The sequence below is a fragment of the Microbacterium sp. RG1 genome, assembly GCF_005347485.1.
Taxonomy (GTDB): Bacteria; Actinomycetota; Actinomycetes; order Actinomycetales; family Microbacteriaceae; genus Microbacterium; species Microbacterium binotii_A.
In genome coordinates, this window is the sequence record NZ_CP034121.1 from 3,097,534 (window position 1) to 3,118,669 (window position 21,136).

Annotated in this window: 18 protein-coding genes; 7 read left to right on the forward strand and 11 right to left on the reverse strand. The window is 71.3% G+C overall.

All coding sequences use genetic code 11. From position 1 onward, the window contains the following. Positions 1–25: 25 nt before the first annotated feature. Entirely contained in the window at positions 26–1,066 is a 1,041-nt protein-coding gene (locus tag EHF32_RS15065) for a hypothetical protein (RefSeq protein WP_137418943.1), read from the forward strand. A 61-nt stretch (positions 1,067–1,127) separates the two neighbouring features. On the opposite strand, the gene EHF32_RS15070 is transcribed toward EHF32_RS15065, so the two are convergent. The 4 genes from EHF32_RS15070 to EHF32_RS15085 form a co-directional block, all read right to left on the reverse strand. Next, positions 1,128–4,610 carry an LPXTG cell wall anchor domain-containing protein gene (locus EHF32_RS15070; protein WP_137418944.1) on the reverse strand — a complete coding sequence of 1,161 codons (3,483 nt, stop codon included), beginning with the start codon at positions 4,608–4,610 and terminating at the stop codon, positions 1,128–1,130. Between the two features lie 132 nt (positions 4,611–4,742). Further along, the gene (locus tag EHF32_RS15075) at positions 4,743–5,096 is read right to left on the reverse strand and encodes a nuclear transport factor 2 family protein (RefSeq protein WP_137418945.1); all 354 of its coding nucleotides are present in this window, start codon (positions 5,094–5,096) and stop codon (positions 4,743–4,745) included. A 19-nt stretch (positions 5,097–5,115) separates the two neighbouring features. Further along, on the reverse strand, positions 5,116–5,814 hold the full coding sequence (locus EHF32_RS15080; RefSeq protein ID WP_137418946.1) for a TetR/AcrR family transcriptional regulator: 699 nt from the start codon (positions 5,812–5,814) through the stop codon (positions 5,116–5,118). Between the two features lie 335 nt (positions 5,815–6,149). Next, a complete protein-coding gene (locus EHF32_RS15085; RefSeq protein ID WP_161594137.1) occupies positions 6,150–7,232 on the reverse strand; it encodes a sensor histidine kinase in 1,083 nt (360 codons plus the stop codon). Between the two features lie 202 nt (positions 7,233–7,434). Here EHF32_RS15085 and EHF32_RS15090 point away from each other — a divergent pair, with 202 nt between their 5' ends. Next, entirely contained in the window at positions 7,435–7,647 is a 213-nt protein-coding gene (locus tag EHF32_RS15090) for a hypothetical protein (protein ID WP_137418948.1), read from the forward strand. A 167-nt stretch (positions 7,648–7,814) separates the two neighbouring features. On the opposite strand, the gene EHF32_RS15095 is transcribed toward EHF32_RS15090, so the two are convergent. Continuing rightward, positions 7,815–9,185: a cell division initiation protein gene (locus tag EHF32_RS15095; RefSeq protein ID WP_137418949.1), complete on the reverse strand. Its 1,371-nt coding sequence runs from the start codon at positions 9,183–9,185 to the stop codon at positions 7,815–7,817. A gap of 97 nt (positions 9,186–9,282) precedes the next feature. Continuing rightward, on the reverse strand, positions 9,283–10,173 hold the full coding sequence (galU, locus tag EHF32_RS15100; protein WP_137418950.1) for a UTP--glucose-1-phosphate uridylyltransferase GalU: 891 nt from the start codon (positions 10,171–10,173) through the stop codon (positions 9,283–9,285). A 372-nt stretch (positions 10,174–10,545) separates the two neighbouring features. Between galU and EHF32_RS15105 the strand changes: the two genes are divergently transcribed. Together EHF32_RS15105 and EHF32_RS15110 are read left to right on the forward strand one after the other, a co-directional pair. Then, the gene (locus tag EHF32_RS15105; RefSeq protein WP_137418951.1) at positions 10,546–11,253 is read left to right on the forward strand and encodes a hypothetical protein; all 708 of its coding nucleotides are present in this window, start codon (positions 10,546–10,548) and stop codon (positions 11,251–11,253) included. 87 nt (positions 11,254–11,340) lie between these two features. After that, positions 11,341–11,523: a hypothetical protein gene (locus EHF32_RS15110; RefSeq protein WP_137418952.1), complete on the forward strand. Its 183-nt coding sequence runs from the start codon at positions 11,341–11,343 to the stop codon at positions 11,521–11,523. A gap of 16 nt (positions 11,524–11,539) precedes the next feature. On the opposite strand, the gene EHF32_RS15115 is transcribed toward EHF32_RS15110, so the two are convergent. The 3 genes from EHF32_RS15115 to EHF32_RS15125 form a co-directional block, all read right to left on the reverse strand. Next, positions 11,540–13,114, reverse strand: coding sequence for a LuxR C-terminal-related transcriptional regulator (locus EHF32_RS15115; protein WP_137418953.1), 1,575 nt, complete (start codon positions 13,112–13,114; stop codon positions 11,540–11,542). Between the two features lie 104 nt (positions 13,115–13,218). Next, positions 13,219–14,754, reverse strand: a complete 1,536-nt coding sequence (locus tag EHF32_RS15120) for a zf-HC2 domain-containing protein (RefSeq protein WP_161594138.1) — start codon at positions 14,752–14,754, stop codon at positions 13,219–13,221. A 48-nt stretch (positions 14,755–14,802) separates the two neighbouring features. Beyond that, positions 14,803–15,204 carry a hypothetical protein gene (locus tag EHF32_RS15125; RefSeq protein WP_137418955.1) on the reverse strand — a complete coding sequence of 134 codons (402 nt, stop codon included), beginning with the start codon at positions 15,202–15,204 and terminating at the stop codon, positions 14,803–14,805. A 213-nt stretch (positions 15,205–15,417) separates the two neighbouring features. Here EHF32_RS15125 and EHF32_RS15945 point away from each other — a divergent pair, with 213 nt between their 5' ends. Further along, positions 15,418–15,576, forward strand: a complete 159-nt coding sequence (locus tag EHF32_RS15945) for a hypothetical protein (protein WP_192900658.1) — start codon at positions 15,418–15,420, stop codon at positions 15,574–15,576. Between the two features lie 14 nt (positions 15,577–15,590). Here the strand turns inward: EHF32_RS15945 and EHF32_RS15130 are convergent, their stop codons facing one another. Then, the gene (locus tag EHF32_RS15130) at positions 15,591–16,322 is read right to left on the reverse strand and encodes a peptidase M23 (RefSeq protein ID WP_137418956.1); all 732 of its coding nucleotides are present in this window, start codon (positions 16,320–16,322) and stop codon (positions 15,591–15,593) included. Positions 16,323–16,362: 40 nt separating this feature from the next. Then, a complete protein-coding gene (locus EHF32_RS15135; RefSeq protein ID WP_137418957.1) occupies positions 16,363–17,532 on the reverse strand; it encodes a polysaccharide pyruvyl transferase family protein in 1,170 nt (389 codons plus the stop codon). Positions 17,533–17,651: 119 nt separating this feature from the next. On the opposite strand from EHF32_RS15135, the gene EHF32_RS15140 reads away from it, so the two are divergent. Both EHF32_RS15140 and EHF32_RS15145 read left to right on the forward strand, forming a co-directional pair. Then, positions 17,652–19,799 (forward strand): glycosyltransferase, encoded by a 2,148-nt coding sequence (locus EHF32_RS15140; RefSeq protein WP_137418958.1) that lies wholly within the window; start codon positions 17,652–17,654, stop codon positions 19,797–19,799. Then, positions 19,796–21,085, forward strand: coding sequence for a glycosyltransferase (locus tag EHF32_RS15145; protein ID WP_137418959.1), 1,290 nt, complete (start codon positions 19,796–19,798; stop codon positions 21,083–21,085). The genes EHF32_RS15140 and EHF32_RS15145 overlap by 4 nt, the downstream gene beginning before the upstream one ends. Positions 21,086–21,136 lie beyond the last annotated feature (51 nt).

Below are 21,136 nucleotides of genomic sequence, written 5' to 3' on the forward strand. Positions count from 1 at the left end.
TCATCCTGCGGCGGAAGGGGCGCGCATGAACGCGATGACCGGTCTGCCGCTGGTGGGTGTGAGCATCGTGGCGACGTTCGTCGTCCTCGCGGCGTTCCTCTGGGTGAGAGGGCCCTCGTATCGCTCCGGGTCCTTCCTGGGGATCGCCACCGCCTCCGCGGTGTTCGCCGTGTTCTCCAGCCTTCTCTACGTCATCTACTTCTCGCTCGAGCAGGCGGTGTGGACCCTCGCCGCCGGCGACGCCGCCATGGTGTTGGCGCCGGCCCTGCTGTGGGTGGCTGTCGGGGCGCTCAACGACAGGCGGCCGTGGCGGCTGTGGGTCGTGATCGCGGGCGGCGTCGCGATGTTCGTGTGCAGCATCCTGCTGTCTGAGACGGTGTCGTCGGGGATCAAGATCCTTCTGCTGATCGCGGGCTGCACGCTGACGGCGATCGAGGCGCGCACCGGCCGCGCACGCGACACGAGCGGCACGTTGGCGATCGCGGCGACGATGATCGGCTACGCGCTCTACTCCGTCGGCCGCGTGATCTTCCTGGCGATCGACGGTCTGTACGACGGGATCTACGCCCAGTTCTTCGCCACAGGTCCCACCACGATCGCGGGGGTGCTCGCGGTGATCCTCCTTGCTTTCGGCGTGCTGGCCGCCGCCCGTGACGAACGCGCCAGCCGTCGGGTCCAGCAGGTGGGCACGCGCGACCGACTGGCCGCCCGCGCCAGGGCGATCCTCGCCGAGCACGGCGCCGTCTCCTGGCGGGTGGTGACCGTCGACGAACTGGAGCTGATCCGCGAGTCCTTCGGTCAGGAGTACATCGACGAGGTCAACACAGCGCTGGTCGTCGCCTGCACGCGGACGTTCGCGGACGACGCCGAGGTGGGCCTCATCGGCCCCGGTCGGGTGGCGATGGTGTGCCCTGTCGCGACACCGGATGTGGCGTCGGACGAGATCCGGAAGCGGTTCGCGCAGAGCTCGGATCGCCTGCGCGAGACCTACGTGCCCGACCTCGAGGTCGCCGCCACGACGGTCGAGTCCGACATGGTGCTGGCCGTCGTCATCGCGCAGGCGTGAAACCGCCGCGAGAGCACGAAGAGGGGCGCCGCCGGATCGGCGACGCCCCTCTTCGCTGACGTCAGGAGTCCGCGCGCGCCCCTGCTCGTCGTCGGGCGATCAGCAGTGCGGCGCCGAGCGCGAGCAGGCTACCGCCGGCCAGGAGCGCCCAGCTCGCGATCTCGCCACCCGTGAGGGCGAGGTCGCCGCGGTCCGCGGGAGCCGCGGCCGGTGCTCCGGTGATGGGCTGCTCGCCGCCGGTCCCCGGGGTGGACGGCTCGCCGCCGGTGCCGGGCTCCTCGGTCACGGGCGCTGCGGCGAGCGTGAACGTGAGCGGCTCGGAACGGGATTCCGCGGCGATCGCGGTGCGGCCGAACACGGCGACCACCGCGTGCGAGCCTGCCGAGAGGCCATCCGGGAGTGTCAGTCGCGCGACGCCGTCCACGACCTCGACGCTGCCCAGCAGAGCCCCCGCCGCTGCGGTCGGAGCGGTGGATCCCGCTCCGCCGCCCGCCGCGCCGCCGTCGGTGAAGGTCACGGTGCCCTCGGTCGCGGCGCCGTCGATCTTCGCGATGAACGTCAGCTCCGCGCCTTCGACGAGCGAGGCGCCTTCGGCGAGCGAGAGCGTCGTCGTCGTGGGGGCGAGGACGTCGACCGTCGCCTCCTGCAGGCGCGCCGAACCCGCACCGATCGCGCGTGCCGTCTGCGAGCCGAGCGGCTGGTCGTCGGCGATCGTGAACGTCGCCGACGCGGTTCCGTCAGCGGCTGCGGTCGCTGTGGCTGCCTCCGTGCCGGCGAAGGTGAACTGCACCGACTCGCCGACACGGTAGCCGGTCGCGGTGAGCGTCAGCTCGGCGCCGGGAGCCAGCTCGGTGGCCGACGCGGTGAGCGCGCCCGCGGTGCGGGACGCTTCGAACTCGGCGCACGCGTCGCCCTGCACACCTGCGTCCGGCAGAGCCGGCAGCGAGCCGGTCACGCCGTCGTCCTCGCGGACGGTGAGCGTGTTGAACGCGCTCGCACCCATGACCGCGCCGGTCGTGTTCGTCGCGCTGACCGTGATCGCGGTCGACGGCGTGGTCGAGGGCAGGATGTTGCCGGCGATGGGCACCTCGACGACCGTGCACGTCTCGCCCGGGGCGAAACGCACGCCCTGGACGGCGGCGGAGACCGGGCCGGACGTGGGCACGAAGCTCACCCACGCCGTGACCGTCGACGATTCGGCGCGGTTCAGGTAGACGGCGATCTCCCGGGTGTCGGCGGCCTTGCCCTCCTCCACGACCGTGCCGGCCACGTTCACCGTGGTGCGGGTCGCGACCTTCGCGGGGGTGGAGGTGGGAGTTTCGAAGGCGAGGTCGGAGAGGTAGAGGCCTCCGGCGCCCGTGGCGTCCGCACCCACGCCCGCGCCGATGCGCACCTCTCTTACGTCGGTCAGATCGATGTCGGTCATCTCCGCCGTCGGGATCGTCAGCTGCTGCAGCACGATCTTGTTCAGAGAGGTGTGTGTGCCGCCGGGCAGGCGGTTCACGGCGAACGGGTTGATCTCCGACGCGGTGCGGGTGAAGGTGCGGCCCGAACCGTCGGCGACGGTGATCGTGAAGTCGGTGCCGCTGGCGACCGACAGATCCGGTGCCGCCTTGAGGGTGAGCTGCGTGCGCGATGACACGTTGCGCGATCCCTCGGGCACCGTGACGAGCAGCTGTCCGTTGCTGACCGCTGCCGGATTCGTGGTCGATCCGGTCCACGTCACGCGGGTGACGGGGTATGCGGGCACGTTCAGTCCGAACCGCACCGGCGTCCAGTGCGGCACCCGCGCGGTGCCGACCGTGCGAGGTGTGCAGTACGGGACGGACGGAGCGATCGAGGAGGCAGTCTCCGCGTTCGCGCAGATCTGCGCCGAAGCATTGCCCGCCGTGCGCACGAGCGTGCTGCTGCGCGTGAAGTCGGTCAGCATCGTCGTCGCCGAGCTGGGCTGCGACGCCATGATGCGCACGTCCGCGTAGGAGGTCGCGGTCGTCGACGGGATGGCCGAGCCGTCGAACAGCGACTGGAACTGGGACTCGCCGCCCATCGTCAGACGGAAGAACCCGGTCATGTACGAAACCCCGACCTGGTACTGCTGCGAGGCGGTGAGCCGCGACGGATCCGCGGTGCGGCAGGAGGACGTGCGGTCGCTCGTGCTCCAGTCGTCGCCGGTCGCGTAGGGGTACATGCCCGGCGTCCACACGGTGTTGAAGAAGTTGTGATTGGCGCCCATGACCCACACGGCCGAGCGCATCACGTTGTCGCCGAACGCACCGCGCGAGTCGTCGATCATGTGCTGGCCCTGCTGGTTGCTCACGTCGCCGTCGCAGTACGGGAGGAACACGGCCATAGGCACATCGGGGACCGTCATGCGCCCGAAGTCGACGGGCGCCAGGGGCAGAACCGACACGATGCCGTAGGGGTCGGCGAGACCCTGGTTGAGAGTGACGGCCGAGGTCGCACCTTCACCACCGCGCGAGTGGCCCATGATGCCCACCGTGTCGAGGTCGAAGCGGCCGGCGAGCGAGGCGGCGCTGACGCCGCCTGCCGCGGCGGGAGCGTCCCGACGCGTGGTCGCGTAGCTGAGCGCCTCGTCGAGGGTACGCGAGGTGCGGGTCACCGTCCCGTCTTCAGCGGGCCATGAGACATCCTCGAAGACGACGGCGGCGCCCGAGTTCGCCTTCTCGAGCATGCCGAGGGTGTCGAGGATGAGCTGTCCGCGAGCCTGGGCGCCGTAGTCCAATGCCAGCTGGTTGTCGTTCGAGTTGACGGCGTTCGCGGCGATGGAGAGCACGTTGTAACCGTGTGATGCGAGCGCGCGTCCGGTGCCCTCGTAGCCCTGGTAGCTGCGCACGTTCACCTGGTTCGGGCCGCAGGGCCAGCGCAGCGGGTTCGCGGTGCCCGTGGAGCAGGAGGTGTGACGGCCGTGCAGCAGGATGACCGTCGGACGCTCACCGGGTGCGTCGGTGAGGTACATCTTTCCGGTCATCTCGCCACGGATGCCGGAGATCCCCGCGAGGGGGACGGCACGGTCGCCGAAGTCGTACTCGGCCTCGGTGACCGCATAGGTGCCGGGGTCGGCGGGGTCGGCGGTCGCGGCGAGCGGCGCCATCCGGCTCATCTGCTCGACGAGTTCGTCGTTCGTCGGCTCATCGACGCGTTCCGGGGCGGGCTGCTCGGCCGCCTTGTCGATGTCGGCGGATGCCCAGCCCTTGTCGATGTCGGCGGCGCGGGTCACGGTCGCATCCGTTGTGAACAGACTGAGCGAGAGCCCGTCGGCGGACTCGGTGGCGAATCCGAGCGTCTCTCCGTCGGCGACGAGCGTCGGCGCGTCGCTGACGATGGGCAGCGGCTCGTCGAGATCGACGGTGACGAGGTATCCGCCCGGTGCGCGGGTGACCGACCAGTCCTCGCCGGAGGCGAGAGGGGCGTCGGACGGCGCGGCGAACGCGGCGGATGGTGCGCAGGTGAGGGCGATGACGGGCGTGACGATGGTCGCGGTGAGCGCGAGCCATCGAGCGCGCGAGGACAGACGTGTTCTCACGGTTCTCCGATGCGAGGAAGGGTGTCGGGTCGAACCGCGTATCCGCGCGGTCCGCGTCCGAGGCTAGGGACCGCTCTCGCGCGACGGGCGCGGAGAAACCGGATGGAAACAAAACTTAACCGTTATGTGCAGTTATGTATCACTGATATAGACCGCCTCGTCGTCGATGACGACGCGGCGCACCCCGCGCCGCCCGACCGTCACCGCCATGACCCCGCACTCGGTCATGTGCTCTCCGTCGGCCAACAGGATCTCCACGCTGAGGGTGGCCGCCGCGATGCCGTACGCGTGGGTGACGGTGCCGACGCGCAGTCGCGCGTCGGCGGGCGAGGCCGCGTCCATGAGCCAGCGGAGCACGCGGTCGCTACCGCGCACGCGCCGACCGTCCGGGCCGATCAGTTCCGCCTCGGGCGCGAGGAGGGTCGACAGTGCCGTGACGTCGCCGGCGGACAGGGCGGTGAACCAACCCGCTGCCGCGGAACTCATCGGCTGCCGCCGGCGGAGGTCACGTCGGCGGCAGGGACAATCGCGCCAGCCAGAGCTCGAGCAAGGCGCGCTCGGCGGGCTCCAGCACCTCTGCGGCTGCGCCTGTCAGCGCCGCCTGCAGTGCACCGGCGTGTGCACCGATCGAAGCGGCGGGAGACGACCGATCCGTCGAACGCGTCATCGCCGCGACCAGTGCATCGCGCGCCGCATCGGCAAAGCGCTCGGATGCGGCAGGATCTGCGATGGCGGCGAGAGCCGCCCCCGTGGCCGCCGTCCTCAGGCGCCACGCCGCCTCGTCCGCCGATACGGCAAGCCCGCCCGCCGCAGCCTCCTCGCGCAGGAGTCGCCGGATGGCCGATTCCGCGATGTCGTCTCCGTTGCGCGGCGAGTCGGGACGGACGTGTCCGCTCATCAAGGTGAAGAGGGCCGGATGCTCGATGGCGAAGGCGAGGTGCGCGTCCCAGATCACTGCCGGAGATCCCGTCGCCGCCGGCGACGGGATCTCGTCGAGGAGACGTGCGAAGCGAGCGAAACCGCGCTCGACGAGCGCGTCGAGCAGTCCTTGCTTGCTCTCGAAGAAGTGATACAGCGTGGGCAGCTGTACGCCGGCACGGGAGCACACCGCGCGCATCGACAGAGACCGGTCGGGGTCTTCCTGAAGCAGCGCCTCGGCGGCGTCGAGGAGCCTGCCGCGCGATCCGTCGGTCGGGTTCGGCACGGCCCCACCCTAGTGCGTACGTCGGTCGGTGCGAGGGCATGGGCAGGCGCGCAGACATCGTCGTGCTCCGGGGAGAGGGAGTGAACCGGGCGATTCACTCCGCTCACGCTAGGGGAACGAGCCGCTCCGGGGGTGCTGCCTGTGTTTCGATTATGTGAAACGTATGAAAGGCGCGCGTACCGCGCGTCGCGCGGGGGAAGGAACGGCCCCTCGCCGGCGATGGCGAGGGGCCGTTACGGGATGCGAGCGCTCGGGCCTTCGCGGGGAGCGGGCGCTCGGAAGGAGTAAACCACGGGCGGTCGCCGGGGCGGAAGGGCACGGCCGTGAGAATGCCCTCACCGATGGTCGACGGGCACGGTGAGCGTCACGACCGCGCCCGATCCCGGCTCGCTGACGATGTCGATGGCGCCACCGTGGGCGTGCGCGATCGCACGCGCGACGGCGAGTCCGAGCCCGAGGCCCGGTACCGCGTTGGCCCGCGCGTCGCGACCGCGGTGGAAGGGCTCGAAGACCCTGGCGAGCTCGGAGGGGCGGAATCCGGGTCCTTCGTCGATCACCGTGATGTCGGCCAGCCCCGTGGAGGCGTCGGAGGTGAGCGCCACTGTGATGGTTGAGCCGCGCGGAGCGAACCTGACGGCGTTGCCGATGAGGGCCTCGACGGCCATCCGCAGGCGGTTCGCGTCCGCGCTGATCGGAGTCGGGGCGACGTCGACGAGGATGCGGATCTCGTGTGCGGAGGCGTCCGAGGCACGTGCCGCGACCGCATCCTCGACGATGAGGGCGGCATCGCACGGGGTCAGGACCAGCCGCGGAGCGAGGTGTTCGATGAGGAGAAGTTCGTCGAGGCGATGGATGATCCGGTCGACGTTGCGACGCAGGACCTCGAGGCGCGCCGACGCGTTCGATTCGCCTCGGGCGATGTCGTCGGTGAGAAGTTCGAGATGCCCCACGATCGGGGTCAGCGGGTTTCGCAGCTCGTGCGAGGTCGAGGCGAGGAAGTCATGCGGCAGCCGGTCGTGGTGGGCGCGTCGTGATACGTCTCGGGTGAGCAGCGCCGTCCCCTCGAGCCCGGTCGTGGGCGACGTGATCCGATGAGACGACTTGCGTAGCGCTCGGCGCCGGTCGACGGGTCCGGCCCATACCGTGCGCTGCGCCTCGCGGCCTTCCGCCGCGGCGAGGATGACCGACTGATCCACTCGCAAGGGCGCATCGTCGATGTCGAATCCTGGCGGGCTCTCGCGGAGGGAGCGCGCCAGATCGAGATCGTCCAGATCCACGCCCTGCAGCCGCGCGTAGCGGTGTGCGGCGGCGTTGGCCGCACGCAGACGACCCTCGGGGTCGAAGATCGCGATCCCGGTGTCGAGGTGGTCGAGCAGTCCGTCTTCGACGGAGAAGCCCCCGCCTGCCGATGCGCCCATCGCGGCCTCTCTCCTTTGTCGCATTCTGCCCGTCGCCGGGGGTGGGTCGTGATCGGCGACGGGAAAGTACTCAGCCGCAACCTGCGGGAAAACATGCGTGGGTATCTTCGGGGAAGGCCGGCGGATGAGGGAGCTCCCGACTCTGATGCTCCGGCGTCTCGACGGTCCTTCGGCTCCAACCGTTCAGTCCTTGGGAGGACGCATGCAGGCACCGTACTCGCGCTCAGGATATCGCTCGAGCGCCGGACCCCGTCAGGCTGCCGTACGCGACCGCGAGGCGAAGGCGCGTGCCCGCCGCCGGCGCCGCTTGCACCGCAAGCTCTCGCAGCGTCCGCATTGGTCCCTCTACATCGGTGTCGCCCTGCTCGCCGCAGGCGTCGTCGCCCTCGTCGCCGCCGCGGTGCTCACGCGCTGATCGGGAAACGCAGAACCCCCCTCCTCGGCGATGCCGGGGAGGGGGGTATGAGCATTTGGCCGGGGCCCCAGCTCGGGTGCGAGTGATCGGGCCTTCGCGGGGAGCGACCACTCAGTTGAATTCAATCACATGGAACACAGGAGATTCATTGATCTGAGCAATTCCACTCAGGCGTGTTCGTTCTCCTGCTCGGGGTCGCCGTCGCCGTCGCCGTGATCTGACTCGGCTGTCGCTTCGTCCGCGCCGACCGCCGCGGTCAGCACGCCTTCCGGGCGGATCAGCTCGCGCACCTCCGACATGAAGCTCGTGAGCTGCTGCTGCTGCCAGCGCAGCGCGCGCGTCCGGTCCTCGGCATCGCGCAGGACGGCGGTGGAATGGTCGATGACGGTGGAGACGATCTTGTGCGCCTTGGTGCGCGCGCGGTCGAGGTTCTCCTGCGCGCGCACATGTGCGTCCGCTTCGATCTGCGCGGCCTGGGCCCGCATGAGTCTCTCGTAGTCGTCCGCCTTCGCGGAGATGCGCTGCGCGTGCTCGAGGGAGGCGGCGACCTGGTCGTTCGCGTCGGAGGTGATGCGCTCGGCGTGGGCGACCGCCTGGTTGTGGAGGACGAGGAACTCCTGCTGCGCGTCATCCTGACGGCGGGTCAGCGTCTCCTCGAACTCCAGCAGCCGTGCGTTCATCTCGCGGACGTCGCGTTCGGTGTCGCTGCGCAGTTGCGCCGTCTCGCGCGTCACCATGGCTCGCAGTGCCGCGGCGCCCTTCTCCGCCTCCGACCGGATGGTCTCGGCCTCTCGCTCCGCCTGCGCGAGCTTCTCAGCGGCGTGCGCCGCTTCGCGCTGGATGGTCGCCTCGTGCGCCGTGTACTCGGTATCGATCCGCAGACGCACCTGGTCGGCATCGTGCTGGGCCTGCGCCTGGATGCGGGAGATGTCCGCCTGAGCCTGGGCGCGTTGGGTCGCGACCTCTTCACGTGCGGCCTCGAGCAGGCGCTCGGCCTGTGCCGCTGCGTTCTGCACGATGAGGCTCGCCTGCTCCTCGGCGACGCGAAGGACGGCCTCGAACTGGTCGCGCGTCGACGGATCGGCGGGCGCCTGGGGATCTGCCCCCTCGTCGCCGTCCGGACGCTCGACGAGCTGAGCGGTGAGGGCCGCGATGCGCGCTTCGGCTTCGGAGATCTGCGCCGTCGCCGTCTGGAGATCGGCCTCGAGGCGCGTCGCCTGCTCGCGTTGCTCCTCGCGGACCCGGTTCACGGACGCCTCGGTCTCGGCGACGAGGCGTTCGATCTCCGCCTGCTGTTCCTCTCGCAGCCGGTCGAGGGTGTCCCGCTGACGCGCCTCGGCCGTGCCGAGCTCCGCCGTGGTGCGCTGCAGGCGGTTCGTCAGCTCGGAGATCGCCGTGTCGACCTCGTGACGGTCGTAGCCTCGGAATCCCACCGAGAACGTGTTGCCTTCGTCGCCCGGGGACGGGCGCATCAGCTCATCGAACGGGCTGGAGCCCGCCTGCGAGTCATCGGGGGAGTCTGGACGCGCGTCGGTCATGCCGTGCCTTCCGGAGGGTTCGGGTGTGTTGTTCTACTCTGCCCGTTCTCGTCCATCGATGCGCATGTGAATCTCCGCTGCGATCGCCGGCGTCGCTTCAGAGGCTGGTGGCGAGCTCCTTGATCCACTCCGCCAGGTCGGGGCCGAGATCGGGGCGGTCGAGGGCGAGCTGCACGTTCGACTTGATGTAGTCGAGCCGGTCTCCCGTGTCGTATCGGCGGCCACGGAAGACGACTCCCAGAACCGGTCCGCCGATGCTCTCGTCCTCGGCCATTGCCTCCAGAGCATCGGTGAGCTGGATCTCTCCGCCCTTGCCCGGCGCGGTCTCCTCGAGCACGTCGAAGATCTCAGGCTTGAGCACGTAGCGTCCGATGACGGCGAGGTTGCTGGGCGCGTCGGCGGCCGATGGCTTCTCGACGAGGCCGGTGATGGTCACGACATCGTCCTCCGCTGTGGGGGCGACGGCCGCGCAGCCGTAGAGGTGGATCTGCGAAGGATCGACCTCCATCAAAGCGACGACGGTCGCCGAACGCGCCTGGGACACCTCGATCATGCGCGCGAGCAGCACATCGCGGGCATCGATCAGGTCGTCGCCGAGAAGGACGGCGAACGTCTCGTGACCCACGTGCTTGCGGGCGCGCAGCACGGCGTGGCCGAGCCCGAGCGGGTCGCCCTGGCGCACGAAGTGCACATCGGCGAGCCGGCTGGCCTGCATGACCTTCTCCAGCTTGGCGGCGTCGCCCTTCCGCTCCAGCGTGTGCTCGAGCTCCGCGACGCGGTCGAAATGGTTGGCCAAGGCGTTCTTGTTGCGTCCGACGATGACCAGCACGTCGTCGCTGCCCGCGGCCACCGCCTCCTCGACCACGTACTGGATCGCGGGCTTGTCGACGACCGGCAGCATCTCCTTCGGCATCGCCTTCGTCGCGGGCAGGAAGCGGGTCCCGAGTCCCGCTGCGGGGATGACGGCCTTGATCGGTGCGTGAGCCATGCGCCGAACACTAGAGATGGTTGATGAACGGGGTGTTTCCGATTGAGCAGTTCTCCGCATCCGTTCTACGGGTGAATCACCGGGCGAATTCACCATGTCCACAGAGCCGACCCCGGGAACCGTCGAGCATGATGAGCCGTGCAAGGTCCCCGCGAAGGCTCTTGCGCGGCGGACCCCGGTCCCGAACAATCGGGGTCCGCCGTTCATCTCGGTTCGGAATCGATCGAGTCAGATCCTCACCGGGCCGGGTGGGGGAGTAGTCTTCCCATGTACACCTCATGTGTCACGTCTGACGGGCTACCCGACCCCCTTCTGAACGCGGCACGATCCGGGTCTGTGATACCCGGGTGCCGTAGCGGAAGAGGAAGCGCCATGGACCTGATCGTCTGGGCACGCGACAACCCCGTTCTCGTCGTCGCTGCCGTCGCGATCGCCGCCCTCGTCGTGGTGGCGATACGGATGGCGCGCGTGCCCGACAGCGCCGAGGAGCCGCATCCGCCGGTCCCGGAGCGTCCGGGCGTCGAGCGGGCGCTCCCCGCGCGAGCGCCCTTCGCGAGATCGATGTCCGCTCCGACGGCGGCGCCTGCCGCACCGAACGTTCCGCGCGCGACAGTGCAGGCCTCCGCCGCCGGCTACGTCCCGCTCGACGTCCCCGAACTGTGGGAGCCTCCGGTCGGCTACCTCGGTGCGGCCGACCCGATGGCCTTCGCGGGCGCGTCCGCGGGGCGAATCACTCCATCCCCTCAGCCGGTGTCCCCTGTGAGGTATCCGGCGCGTTCCGCTCCGTTCGTGCAGCCTGCGCCGCGCGCCACGGCGCCCCCTTCTGCACCGCCCGCGCCCAGCCCGACCCCGCGGTCCTTCGACGACCTCCGCCGCGGGGCTCTCGCGGGCCGCACATTCGATTCGCTGCAGCAGTTCGCCGTCGCGGCGGTCGTCGAGGCGGGGCATCCGGTCGTGCTCGTCGCGCGGATCTTCCGCGTGCCGACCTGGAAGCTCGAGAACTGGGTCGAGGCGTCGTTTCATGCCGCCCCCGCTCCGACCCGCCGCCCGTGGCGGGGCACGATGCCGCGCACGGTGTGAACCGCGCCGGGTGAATAGTCCTCGGGGATGATGTGAAACATCCTCCCGACGGATGTGACGGATGCGGCGGCTTGTCACGCTTGAGACATGACCACCGAGAACCTCCGCACGCTGTCCCTCCGCCCGCCGCTGCGCCGGGGTGGCGGAGGGACAGCGCTCGCGCTGGTCGTGCTCGGGTGGATCGGTGTGATCGGTCTGGTGGCGGTCGCCGCGGCGGCCCCCTTCCTCCTGGCCGGCGGGTGGGTGCTCACACAGGTCATGGGCCGATGACGCCTCCCGCCGTGGGTCAGCTCAATCCGAGGCGCCGTACGGCGGCCTCCGCCTCCTTGCGTGACGCCACGCCCAGCTTGCGGTAGGCGCTGCTCAGCTGCGTCTTGACCGTGTTGGGGCTGACGAACAGCCGTTCTGCGATCTGGGCGGTGGTGGCGCCGGTGGCCAGCTCCCGCAGTACCGCGCGCTCCCGGGCCGTCAGCTGAGGCGCGGACGCGGCGTCAGGGAAGCGGGCGGTCTGCTGCACGAGGGCGATGAGATCGTCGTCTCCCAGCGCTGCCGTCTCGATCAGCCGGATGAAGTCGCGGCGCCCGACCGTCGAGAGACTGGCGGCGAGATCGTACTCACGGGCGAGGCGCAGGGCGTGACGCATCGCGCCTGCGGCGTTCTCGGGCTCTTCGAGATGCAGGCAGGCCGTCGCAGCCGTCATCAAGGTCTCGATGAGCAGGCGTGGGCTCGCTGCCGCCTGCTCCACCAGCGGAGTGAGCGTGGTGAGCGCGCGACGATGCTGTCCGGATGCGGACTCCACTCGCGCCCGCGCGAGGGTGAGGTGACCCGGCTCCGCCGGCCACAGGTCGAACCCGTCGACGCGCGACCCGCGGGCGAGCGCCTCCTCGGCCCGCTCGAGCACAGCCGTCGCGCGCAGCAGATCTCCCCGCCGCAGCAACAGATCGATCCGGGCACACGCCACCAGCTCTCCCGCCAAGCCCGCCTCGCTCAGCGGGCCCGGGTGCGCGGCGGCGGCGACGTCGATCTCGGTGAGCAGAGCGGACGCATCCTCCGCGGACGTGATCCGCGCTTTCGTGTGCAGCACGTGGGCCCAGTGCTCCCCGAGCGTCGCCGGGTCGATCGCGGCGAGTGTGCGCTGCGCCGCATCGAAGTCCAGCCGGTCGTGTTCGCGCAGCGCCTGCGCGACACGGGCCGGCACCTCGTACTTCGCCGCGGTCGTTCCCAGCGAGCCGGGCGCGGCGATGCGCGACCAGTAGGCGGCCGCGGAGCTGTGTCCCTCGAGCGCGTGGATACCGGCGAGTGAGGCTGCTGCCGACGCGCGGATGAGGTCGTCCTGCAGCAGGACGGCGAGGTCGTACGCATCCTGATACTCGGTGACCGCCTGCTCGATCTGTCCGGCGAACTCGCGTACCCGGGCCCACTGGGCGTGCAGGTGGGGGAGAGCGGACTGGGCAGCCTCCGCCGCCTCGATCGGGGCGTTGCGGAGCGCGTCGCGGGCCCGCTCGACGTGCGCGACGGCCGCAGCGACGTGGCCGGCGCTGCGTTCGGCGGCCGCACGGCTGGTGTGCTCGACGAGCACGTCGAGCAGCGCCGTCGGCCGTTCGAAGGCGGAGTGCCGATAGCGGTGCACCCTGCCTGCGCCGTCGGAGAGGTGGCGGAGGTAGGTGCGCGCGGCGAGGTAGCGAGGCTGCGCGGCGAGCGTGGCTGCGGGAAGCCGTTCCAACGCGCGCAGGAGCGTGGGAGCGTCGTTGAGGATGAGCGCCGACCAGTGCTCGGCGATCAGCGCGGTCACGCGATCCCAATCCTCGTCGTCGACGGCGCTGTTCAGGGCGCGCTGCGGTTCACGGGTGACATCGCTCACGATCTGCGTGGCCTCTCGGGTCTGCGGTGACGCGGGGGTCGCGTTTCCTGTCAGGAGAGATGCGTCTCACGCGGTTTCGTGACGCGGTTTCCGAGAATGTCCGATCAGAACGGGAAGCAGAACCAACCCCAGGGCCAGGGACATTCCGGCTCCGTCGGCTGGGTGGGGCCGCTCGGCGAGGGGGACGGCGAGGGTGAGGGCGACGCGGTGGGTGAGGGCGACACGGTGGGCGAGGGCGAGGGCGAGGGCGATGCGGTCGGTGTCGGTGTCGGTGATGCAGTGGGGGACGGCGAGGGTGAGGGCGACGCGGTCGGTGAGGGTGATGCAGTGGGGGATGGCGACGGTGATGCGGAGGGCGACGGTGACGCGGTCGGTGAGGGCGATGCCGCGGGCGTGGGGGTCGGCGCGGCCGTGACCGAGGGCGAAGGAGCGGGAAGGATGCCCGAGGGGAGCGGTGCGGGAGCCTCGGGCACGGGAGGACGCGTCGCGCGGGGGGTGCGCGTGGGCTGGGGCGTCGGCTCCGGGCTCGGCGCGCTCGTCGGGATCGCGGAGGGATCCGGGGTGACGTCGATCTCGGGAGTCGACAGCACCGGTGCCTCCGGTGTCGTCGACGACTCGGCGGCGGTGTCCACCGGCCCGATCGCGGCGGGCACGGGCGGGGCGAGCAAGCCGCCGAGACCGCCGGTCGCGGCCCACGCGACCCCACCGGCCACAACGGCTACCGCGGAGACGGCGACGACGGTGGTGACCTGCCAGGAACTGCGTCCGGCGCCGCGTGGGCGGAGCAAGCCCAGCAGCCCGCCGCCCGCATTCGTCGCGGCTTGCCCGCTGCCCGCGGCCATCGCCACGGCCGCGGCCTGTGCGCCGCCGGACTGCGCCCAGGCGGCGTAACTGGCCGTCGCCGAGACACCCACGACGAGGGGGATGAGGACGAGGGCGAGTCTCGAGGCGACGTCGCGGGCCTCGCTCCAGGCCAGCGCACAGCCGGTGCAGGTGGCGAGGTGGGCATCGACGCGGCGGGCGTCGCGTCGCGAGAGAGCGCCGCGGGTGTGCGTACCCAGCAAGGGGAGCGTCTCGTGGCAGTCGGGACCGCTCGGGTTGCGCAGTTGTGCCGTGACCCATGCGTCTCGGAAACCGCGGCGCGCGCGGATCACGAGGGCGGACGCAGCATTGGGGGCGAGACCCATCAGCGGGGCGAACTGCCGTGGCTTGAGCCCGTCGACCTCGCTGTACCAGAGCGATTCCTGCCATCTCGTCGGCAGACTGCGGAACACATTGGCGGTCGTGCCGCGCTCGAGCGCGGACAGCGCGGAGTGCTCAGCATCCACGGATGCGGCACCGGCGGCGTCCTCCAGATCCATCGTGTCCGCCTTGACCTGGCGGGAGCCCCACTCCGCGGCGACGTTGCGCACGGCGGTCAAGAGGTAGGGGCGGAAGCCCATGACGGGACCTTGACCGCGCCCGATCGCGGCGAGGATGCGGGTGAAGGCTTCAGCGACGACGTCGTCGGGGTCGAGGGACGTGAACGCGCGCGCGACCGCGTGCGCGGCGGCGGAATGGCGCAGCCACAGCTCGCCGTAGGCGCGGGAGTCGTTCGCGCGGACGCGTTCGACGAGATCGTCGTCAGACAGCTCGGGCATCGGTCTTCGGGTCTTCGGGCTTTGTGAGAAGTCTCTCATCTTCGGGTCTCAGACTAGGGCCTCGCCGAGCGATGGGTGGAGGTCCCACGCATTCTGTGCGGAATCGCCGATGGACTCGAAGTTGCGCAGATGCCGCACGAGATCGGCGAACCCATCGTCGGTGAACGCGCGGCAGTCCAGGACGCAGGGCCCGGCTCCCAAGACCGTCACCACCACGCAGCGCCGCAGGCGTCGGCCTGTTCTGGCATCGCTCGGGCGCGGCACGCAGAATCCCACGAGCCCGCGCCGCCAGATCGCCGTGTCCTGCCCAAAGTAGACGTGCACGAGCGGCCCGCGGATCACGATCCGATCGGGCGCGATCCGCTCCGTGGAGCCCGTCGTCGGCCCCGGCAGCCAGCGCCGCCATGCGCGACGGGTCGGAACGGTGAACTCGGTGTGCGCGGGGTGCATGTCTGAGAGATGCGGAAGTCGCCCGATCGTGACGCGGTTGCGCGGAATTCTTCAGCCGACACGCGCCGCGCCGGATGCGGGCGCCGGTGTGGACTTCGGCGCGGGTGCGAGTTTGGGAGTCGGCTTCCATGATGCGTCGGGGTGTCTATGCCCGGTGCGGCGATGTTCGTCAAGGGCCCCCGGTACGGGTCAGCCGCCACCCAGACTGAAGACATGGTCGGAATCGCTGTTCTCTTGGTCATCATCGGAATCGTTCTGCTGCTGCTGGGCGTGTTCGTGGAAGCGGTGAAGTTCCTGCTCTGGATCGGGCTGGTCATCCTCATCATCGGGATCATCGCCGCCCTCATGCGCTTCATCCGACGACAGGCATAGCTCGCCGGGATGGGTCACACCGCGGGGCAGAGCGCGATGCCGTCTGTGCGGTCGCCCGCGCGTGGTGTGCCGTTCAGCGCTGCGACGACACGCACCGCGCGGTCCCAGAACCGCGCGTAGTGCAGCGGATCGGCATTGACCTGCGTCTCGTGCGCGACCTGGGTGGGATCGAGCGCGGCCCGATCCGGCACCCGCTCCGCCATCGCCCGGAAGAAGATGGTCGCCGCCGTGTACGGATCGAGGCGCTCGTCACGTGTACCCCACGAATCCTGCTGCTGGAACAGTCCGATCGAGGTCGTAGGTGATCCGTCGGGATTGGTGACGCCGCTCGTCTCCCAGTCGCCGTAGTCGAGGTTCCGCAGCGAAGATTCGCCCATCGCCGTCATGATCGCGATGGTCTGATCGCGCTCGTCGAAGCCGAGGTCGCGCCCCGCAGCGAGGATCGTGCACGCGTTCGCGAGCTGGCCCGAACCGTAGCCCGCGATGCCCGGCTCCGCGATGGATGGCGGCCTGGGCGCGTCCTCGACGCCGACGTCGATCCGGTCGTCGGCATCGAAGGCGCTGATCGCCGCGCTGCCGGCGACGATCAGCGCCACGACCAGGACGAGGGGGGCTGCGACGAGAAGGACGACGGCCGCGATGAGCCCGCCGCGCATCCCCCTGCGCCGACCGGAGCGGGCGCGCCGATGACGCGGGCGTCGCCGGGCGGGCGGGCGGCGGCGGGCGGCCGGGGGACGTCGGGACATCGCGGTCAGGGTAGAGGGCGCACCTGGAGTTTCCCCGGGCTCAGCCGAGGGCCGCCGCCACGTCATCCCACCACTGCGACGCCCGCGAGCGGTGCGCGTCAGACCGCTCAGCCGCAGCGTCCCGCAGGGACGCGACGCCGGAGGCCAGCGCGGGAAGCAGAGCGGATGCGGCCGCCGCGTCGTCGATGTCGATCACGCCGTCCTGTCCCCACGGCTCGAGCGCACCGGTCAGCTTGATGCGGGTGTACTCGTCTGCCGCGAGGGCGAGCACGGGCACCCCGGACGGTGCCGCGAACACCACGGGGTGATAGCGGGAGCTGATGAGCAGGCGCGCGGAGCGGGCGAGGGCGACGGCGTGCGCCGTGTCCGCGGTCGTCTCCAGCCTGCTGGGGGTCTGCAGACGGGCGCGGACGCGTTCGTGCACCACGACGTCTCCCCGCACGTCGCCGTCGGCGAGGGGGCCGAAGTGCGCGTGGAACACGATGGGAGCGCCGGTGATCGCGGCGGCGGTGTCGATCATGCGTGCGAGGGCCGCGTCGACCGCATCCAACGGGCGGTGCGCATACCAGCCCGAGAGGCTCACGAGCAGCGGGCCGGATGCGGGGGCGACGGCTGGGGCGTCGAGGAAGGACGCGTCGTCGACCTGCCGGCGGGGATCGAGCCCCCACGAGCGCACGAGCGCGTCTGTGGCGCCCTCGCGCACGCCGACGAGCGCGGCGGCCGCGAGCGCTGCGCGCAGCCGGGCCTCGTCGTCGGCGGTCAGGTCGGGCCCGAAGGTCTGGCCGCTGAAGATGACCGGCAGCCCGCGCGCGGCCGCCATCCGGGTGAGCGTCGTGCGCTCGTAGATGTGCACCGGCCACCGTGAGGCCAGGTTGCCACCGCCGGTGTGCAGCACCCCGGTGACCGCATCGAGTGCGTCGAGGACGCCCCGGGCCGGGTCGTCGGCGGCGAGGAGGGCGCGGCCTGTCGCCGCATCCGCCAACTGCTCGGCTCGGCGGGCCGCGGCGTCGCGGTCGAGCCCCACGAAGCCCAGTCGGTCGACGGCGTCGATGCCGTACCGCTCGCGGGTCTCGGCGGGGGCGGAGGAGACGCCGATCGTGTCGATGCCGCGACGGCGGAGCTCGACGACGGCGGCGTCGAACATCGCCTCGTCGCCGACATGGAACAGATCGTCGACGACGCCGACATCGCCGATGGCAAGAACGCTCACGCGGGCTCCGGGATCGTAGCGGGGGAAGGGGTGCGACTCAACGCTAGCCTGCCGTACAGACGTGTTCTCTACGATCGATTCGCTCGTGGCCGTGCGGCGACGGTGAAGGGAAGTGGGACGTGGGGATTCAGACGTCCATGGATGCGGTGCAGAGCGCTCCGACCATCGTCGATGCGCTGCGCCGCGCCGACGAACTGGCGTTCGAGGCGGGCCGGGAGCCGGGTGTGCGGTCGCTGCGCCATCTGGCCGCTGCGCTCGCGAGCGAGGACGACGTGCGCGCCCTCGCGGCGGTGCACGCGCTGGGAGCCATGACCGACGAGGAAGCCGGACGGATGCTGGCGGCGCTGCTGTCGGATCGTCGCGCGTACGTGCGCGAGCATGCCGCCTGGGCCCTGTCGCAGGGGCTGCCGCGGCTCGACGCGGTCGGGCGTCTCATCGCGATGGTCGCCGCCGGCGGATTCTCCGCCATGCTCGCCCAGCGCACCCTCGAGGGCTGGTCCGTCCCCTCCGGCGAGGTGCTCGCCGTCGCCCTCGAGGCGGCGCTCGTGTCCGCCGACACCCCCGCCGCCCGGGCGCGCCTCGTTGAGACCCTCGGGCTCGTCCGTGCGCCGCTGGCGACGAGACCGCTCATCGCGATCGCCCGTGACGAGTCGGAGGACGACGCGGTGCGCGAAGCCGCCATCGCCGCGCTCGGCCAGCGGCCCGGGCACCCCGCCGTCGAGAGCACGCTCGACGAGCTCATGGCGACCACGGGCCGGCTGGCGTCCGTGGCGCGGCTGGCGCTGCTGGATCTCGTCCCGCCGCGGCCGGATGCGGCCGACGCGCCCCGCACGATCGCGCAACTGTTCCTGCACGCCGACATGGACGCGCAGCTGGCCACGGCCGGCGCCGGCGACAACGGCGGCATCGCGACCCTTCTCGTGCGGCTCGGCGACGCCCTGGTCGCCGACGGCTCCGGGCTGGTGGAGCGCGTGATCACCCTCGGTCGTGGCAGCATCGACCAGGCCGCGAGCGACCTTCTCGACGTCGCGGGCACCCGTGGCGGGCACCGCTTCGGACGTGTGCCCATGGCGTCCTCGCCGGTCCCCTCCGCCGCGGCGTGGGGGCTGCGCGTGCAGGCGCGTCGCGGCATCCGCCGGGTGCTGCGCGCCGCGGGTCGCGTGGACGTGCTGCACCTGCGCATGGCGGATGTGGGAAGTCTCGCGGCGGCCGACGTCGCCCGCGAGCTCGGCATCCCCACCGTGTTCACGCTGGCGCCCGACCCGCATTCCGTGATCACCTCGCTCGAGGAGTCGGGTCAGCTCACGCGCGAGGGGTTCGGTGAGGCCGACCTGCGCGAGCACTACTGGTTCCGCGCCCGACTCGTGCAGTCGCTGGCGGCGGGCGCCGAGCACACGGTGCTCTTTCCCCGGCCCACGCTCGCCGACGACATGAAGCGGCTGGTCGGCGTGGACATCACCACGCACGCCGAGCGGCACACGGTCGTGGCCGAGGGCGTCGACCTCGCCGTCGTCGACGACGCCGTCTCCCGGCTCGCCGCCTACGGCGCCGAGGGGGACGCGCCGGAGGGCCTCGCCGAACTCGAGCGGATGCTGGGAGAGCTGCCGGAGGAGCGCCGTGGCCTACCGCTGCTGGTCAGCGTGGGGCGTCTGCACCGGGTGAAGGGCATGGCGTCGCTCGTCGAGGCGTGGCACACCTCTGCGCTCGCCGCGCGCACGAACCTGCTGATCATCGGGGGCGACCTCGCGCATCCGTCGGTGGACGAGCGGGAGCAGCTCGAGCGCATCGACGCCGTCGTCCCGGCCGCCGAACGCGCAGCGCGCGGCCTGCTGCTTCCCGGACACCGCCCGAACGGCGTCACGGCGCTGTGGCTGGCTGCCGCCCGTCTCGGTCTGCCCGGCCTCGCCGCACCCGCCGGGGTGTACGTGTGCGCGAGCATCAAGGAGGAGTTCGGCATCGCCCTGCTGGAGGCGATGGCGACGGGTCTCGTGGTCGTGGCGCCGGACGCCGGTGGCCCCGCCACGTACGTCGAGCCCGGTCGTACCGGCTTCCTCGCGCCGACCTGGGATCGCGAGCGCTTCGTCGCCGCGATCACCGATGCGCTCGCGCACGCGAAGGTGGAGCCGGACGCGGTCGCCGAGCGCTCTCACGCGATGGTCGCCGAGCGGTTCACGATCCAGGCGATGGCGGCGACGCTCGCCCCGCTGTACCAGGCCGTCGCCTCGCAGGATGCGGACCTCGCCCGTCTGGCGGTGCTGCCGTCGTGAGGCTGCTCGTCATCAGTCCGGACTACGCCTCGCATCTGCTGCCGCTCGCGACCCTCGCGACCGCCTGGCAGGATCGCGGGTACGAGGTCACCGTGGCGACGGGGCGCGCAACGGCGCCCATCGTCGCGGATGCCGGCTTCGCGCACGTCGAGCTGTCGCTCGGACGGGGCGCGAACGCGGGAGTCATGCGCACCGCGCAGCAACAGGCGGACGAGGCCTCCTCGCTCGAGGGGTTCTTCTCCGCGACGCGGCGGGGCATGGTCGAGACCCTCACCTACCAGGCGCGGGAACGGCTCACGGATCTGATGTGGGACCCGGTCGGCCGCGGTCGGCAGACGCTCGAGATCATCGACCGTGTGCGGCCCGACCGCATCCTCGTCGACCACCTCGCCTTCAGCGCGCGGATGGCGATGCAGGCCGCCGGCGTCGCGTACGGGGACGTCGTGCTGGGCCACCCGACGGCGCTGCCGGTGCCGGGGGAGCTCTACGGCGTGCCGCCGTTCTGGCCTCGCGCGTTCGACCCGGATCCCGAGAGCCTGGCCGCCTTGCACGTTCTGGCGGCGGAGGTGTCGGAGCGCTTCACCGCGCAGTGGAACGACGCCGCATCCGAGATCGATCCCGCGGCTCCCGCCGTGGCCGACGCGTTCGCGTCGCACGGCGCCACCGTGCTCTACAACTATCCCGAGCAGCTCGCCGACGGCGACGGTCGGGCCATGGCTCCCGGGGCGTTCCTCGGCTCGACGCTGCGCGAGGAGGCGGTCGACCCGTCGATCTCTCGCTGGATCGATGAGGGCGAGCCGTACGTGTACGTGAGCTTCGGCAGCTTCCTCTCCGTGCGCGACGACGTGCTGGCGCGGGTGGTCGAGGCCCTGCGTTCTCTCGGCGTGCGCGCCGCGATCGCGACGGGTGCCGCCGACACCTCGGCGTGGGGCGACATCCCCGCCGGCTGGCTCGTGCGCGAGTACCTGCCGCAGGTGCGCCTGCTCGGCTCGGCGGCGGCCGCGATCACCCACGGCGGCAACAACTCCGTGACCGAGGCGTGCGCGCAGGGCGTGCCGCTGGTGGTGCTTCCGTTCTCGACGGATCAGTTCGCGGGCGCTGCGGCGCTGGAGCGCACGGGTGTGGGCATCGCGTGCGATCCCAACCGCGTGACCGCGTCGGAGCTCGCGGATGCCGTCGCCCGGCAGCTGCGACCGGATGCGGCGGATCCGGCGCTGCGCGATCGGATGCGGCGCGACGGCCGCGAACGCCCCGGACCGCTCCGGGCCTTCGACGCGCTGGCCTGACCCCGCTGGCGCCGGCCGGTGGCGCGAGCGAGCATTCTTTCGCCCAGTGAG

What these genes read in the sequence shown, in the direction of transcription:
- EHF32_RS15065 (WP_137418943.1), top strand. Translation starts at nt 26, where the DNA reads ATGAACGCGATGACCGGTCTGCCGCTGGTGGGTGTGAGCATCGTGGCG.
- EHF32_RS15075 (WP_137418945.1), bottom strand. Translation starts at nt 5,096, where the DNA reads ATGAGTTCCGCGGCAGCGGGTTGGTTCACCGCCCTGTCCGCCGGCGAC.
- EHF32_RS15085 (WP_161594137.1), bottom strand. Translation starts at nt 7,232, where the DNA reads ATGGGCGCATCGGCAGGCGGGGGCTTCTCCGTCGAAGACGGACTGCTC.
- EHF32_RS15090 (WP_137418948.1), top strand. Translation starts at nt 7,435, where the DNA reads ATGCAGGCACCGTACTCGCGCTCAGGATATCGCTCGAGCGCCGGACCC.
- EHF32_RS15095 (WP_137418949.1), bottom strand. Translation starts at nt 9,185, where the DNA reads ATGACCGACGCGCGTCCAGACTCCCCCGATGACTCGCAGGCGGGCTCC.
- galU (WP_137418950.1), bottom strand. Translation starts at nt 10,173, where the DNA reads ATGGCTCACGCACCGATCAAGGCCGTCATCCCCGCAGCGGGACTCGGG.
- EHF32_RS15105 (WP_137418951.1), top strand. Translation starts at nt 10,546, where the DNA reads ATGGACCTGATCGTCTGGGCACGCGACAACCCCGTTCTCGTCGTCGCT.
- EHF32_RS15110 (WP_137418952.1), top strand. Translation starts at nt 11,341, where the DNA reads ATGACCACCGAGAACCTCCGCACGCTGTCCCTCCGCCCGCCGCTGCGC.
- EHF32_RS15120 (WP_161594138.1), bottom strand. Translation starts at nt 14,754, where the DNA reads ATGCCCGAGCTGTCTGACGACGATCTCGTCGAACGCGTCCGCGCGAAC.
- EHF32_RS15125 (WP_137418955.1), bottom strand. Translation starts at nt 15,204, where the DNA reads ATGCACCCCGCGCACACCGAGTTCACCGTTCCGACCCGTCGCGCATGG.
- EHF32_RS15945 (WP_192900658.1), top strand. Translation starts at nt 15,418, where the DNA reads ATGGTCGGAATCGCTGTTCTCTTGGTCATCATCGGAATCGTTCTGCTG.
- EHF32_RS15130 (WP_137418956.1), bottom strand. Translation starts at nt 16,322, where the DNA reads ATGTCCCGACGTCCCCCGGCCGCCCGCCGCCGCCCGCCCGCCCGGCGA.